Below are 3,226 nucleotides of genomic sequence, written 5' to 3'. Positions count from 1 at the left end.
TTCATATATTCAGTTCGTATAAAGAAAACACGCATTTATCGCCTGAATATGTACTTGAGCTTGAGTCTATACAAGATCCTGAATTACGCAGAGCGTGGTTATACGGGGATTGGAACGCATCTTATGGTGATGGCATGTTCAATGATATATTCCGTAACAAATATCATGTTGTGTCTAGGTTCAAGATTCCTACCTCATGGCACATATACTGTGGGTTTGACTGGGGTTGGTCAAAACCGTTTGCTACCTTATGGCTTGCTGTTTCCGATGGTTCTGACATTACCACTGAAACAGGCAAGACGATACAGACTGTACGAGGTGATATATTCGTTGTCAACGAGTATTATGGTTGTGTACAAGGAAAGCCGAATACAGGTTTATGTATGCTTGCGAGCAAGGTAAGTCAGAACATTATTGAGCGAGAAGTCAACTGGGGTTATCAGAAACAGCTTGTGGCGTCTATTGCTGATAGTGCTATATTCAGCAAGGAAGATGACCACTGTATTGCAGACGAAATGAGAAAACCAGTCAACGTGAACGGAAAGATGTTTGCAGGTAAGAACTGGATAGGTGCGAACAAGAAGTCAGGTTCGAGAGCTGTGGGATGGAATTTAATCAAGCAGAGATTACAAAATTCCGTACCTGAGGTAGACGAGCAGACAGGTTTTACGTTACCGAGAGAGAAAGCAGGATTATTTGTGTGTGACCACTGTCGGTCATTTTTACGGACATTTCCTAATTTAGAGCGAGATCCGAAGAAAGACTGCGACATTGACACTGACGCAGAAGATCATATTGCCGATGCTCTCAGATATGCAGTATCATATTTAGACTGGGGAGACAAGAAAACCACAACGTATGGCATGATGTAAAGAAGTGCTAACAGTGGTATAATTGTAGTGTTTTACTTTTTGAGGAACGACAATGTTAGATAGTGAAAATTACGAATACACGAAAATGTTGCCATATTGGAAAAAACTTGATGACCTTTATCGTGGAGAAGATGTTGTAAAGAGAGCTGGCGTGAAATATCTACCTCCGTCAGCAGGCATGATTATAGACGATTTAGGCACACCTGAATCCATAGGTGACAAGGTATATCGTGCTTATGTCAAGAGAGCTGATTACATAAACCATGTAAAGAACGGTGTAGACAGATATGTAGGTTTATGCCATCAGTCTGCACCGACAATTCAGCTACCACCTGAGATGGAATATTTAAGGGATAAGGCTACTAAAGACGGTCAATCCCTCGAAAGTCTTTTACGAATGATTAACACAGAGCAGGTTAAGCTCGGTCGCTGTGGTTTGTTTGTAGATCTTAACACTGACAGCAACGGAAGTGAGCCGTACATAGCATTTTACAACGCTTTCAGCATTATAAACTGGAACACCAGCGACAATCCTCATGGTTATTCTGATTTAAGCATGTTGGTATTACATGAAGTTGAGCATATATGCAAAGACTTTCAATGGTCAGACGAAGATAGATACAGAGTATGTCTGTTAGGTGATGGAGGGTATACTACTGCTAATGATTATTACACTCAAGGTGTATTTTTAGGCAATAATTTCAACGTCAACGACATGTTCACTCCTAGTTATTTAGGCACTAAACTGCATGAGATACCATTCGTATTCATTAACGCCTGCGACTGTATATCAACACCTGATTATCCTCCGTTAGATGATTTAGCCAACACAAGTCTCGGAGCGTACAGATTGAGTGCCGACTACAAGCAGGCATTACACATGCAGGGGCAGGACACCCTTGTTATCAAGGGCAACCTGTTGAATGTAACAACTGCTCCTACTGATAACAAAGAAAATGCTTTAGAGCAGGGTATCAGAACAGGTGCAGGTGCAGTATTAAACGTTGGGGCTGATGGTGATGCAAAGTTTATCGGTGTGAACGGTGACGGCATACCTGAAATGCGTCAGGCACTTGAAAACATGTACAATCGTTGTGAAGTCAAGAGTGGTAATCTACTGACTAATGGAGCAACTTTTGAAAGTGGAGAGTCATTAAAAACTCGTTTAACTGCTCAGACTGCTACACTTAATCAGATTGCTTTAACAGGTGCGTTTGGTTTGCAGAAAGCATTAAGAATTATCGCCCGCTGGATTGGTGCAGACGAAACTAAGGTAATTGTTCAGCCTAATCTTGAATTTAGTGATTTCCGTATCACAGGTGATGATCTTGTTAAGGTTACAACTGCTATCAAACTCGGTTTCCCAATGTCTTTACAGTCTGCTTACGAATATGCTCAGTCTAAGGGGTATACAAAAGAGCCATTTGATACTCAGATTGAGATGATTAAGAAAGAAAAGGCCAGTGGATTAAGAGACATGCTTATGCCACCTGAACAGCAGTTTGCAGGAACTAACAGTGGTTTAAATCCGTTGAACGGCAATAACGCAGGTAAGACAGCTCAGGAAAGAGGAGCTGAAAGTGTGCAAAAAAAGGTAGCCACATCAAACAAGGATATATCAGATGTTGAAAAAGTTTCGTGATTTGTATTTTTATGATACAATGATGTTGTCTGACAAATAGAGGATATAAAAAATGACATTTAAAGATCCAAACACTACAATTCTCCCAGTAACAGTAGATTCTCTTGACTCTGTTGACGAGAATCTTCGTGGTATTTACGCTGAAACCACCGATGGTAAGTATCAGATTAGAGCCGACATAGCTTTTCAGTCTGACTTTGAGCGTGTACGTGACACCTTGACAAAGGAACGCACTAGCAACAAGGAACTTACCTCAAAGGTTAAGGATTTACAGTCACGTCTTGACGCTTATGACGGATTAGATGCTACTGCCGTTAAAGGTATGCGAGTAGAGCTTGATAATCTTAAAAACAACGAAAGTGACGTAAACAAGATCAAGTCTAGCAAGGCAGAACTCGAAATCAAGTTTAAGGAACTTACGACAAAGTTTGATGAGCTTAGCAAGATTAACGAAACATATCTGCGTGAAAAGAAAACCAACACTTTACGTGAAAAGGCAAGACAGGCTTTACATCAGAATGGTATGCCTGATTACGCTATTGACGATGGTTTGATGTATGCAGAACGCATGTTGGAAATGACTGACGATGGCAGTGTCCGAGTAAAGCATGACAACAATCTTAACTCAATTTACCCTGAGGGTGTAACTGTTGAAACATGGGCTGGCATTATCAAGAAGAACAAGCCACATTTATTTGGTGGTTCTATTGGT

General features: G+C 40.8%; 3 protein-coding genes. All 3 read left to right on the top strand.

Translation table 11 applies throughout. From position 1 onward, the window contains the following. On the top strand, nt 1-872 hold an 872-nt coding region (locus ACJML3_RS03415; protein ID WP_406020631.1), incomplete at its 5' end, for a hypothetical protein. 52 nt (nt 873-924) lie between these two features. Beyond that, on the top strand, nt 925-2,514 hold the full coding sequence (locus ACJML3_RS03410; protein WP_406020629.1) for a DUF4055 domain-containing protein: 1,590 nt from the start codon (nt 925-927) through the stop codon (nt 2,512-2,514). Nucleotides 2,515-2,566: 52 nt separating this feature from the next. Further along, a partial coding sequence (locus ACJML3_RS03405) for a hypothetical protein (RefSeq protein WP_406020627.1) occupies nt 2,567-3,226 on the top strand: 660 nt, incomplete at its 3' end.

The sequence above is a fragment of the Succinivibrio sp. genome (assembly GCF_045124615.1).
In the GTDB taxonomy this organism is placed as follows: domain Bacteria; phylum Pseudomonadota; class Gammaproteobacteria; order Enterobacterales; family Succinivibrionaceae; genus Succinivibrio; species Succinivibrio faecicola.
This window is presented reverse-complemented; position numbering and strand designations above follow the sequence as displayed.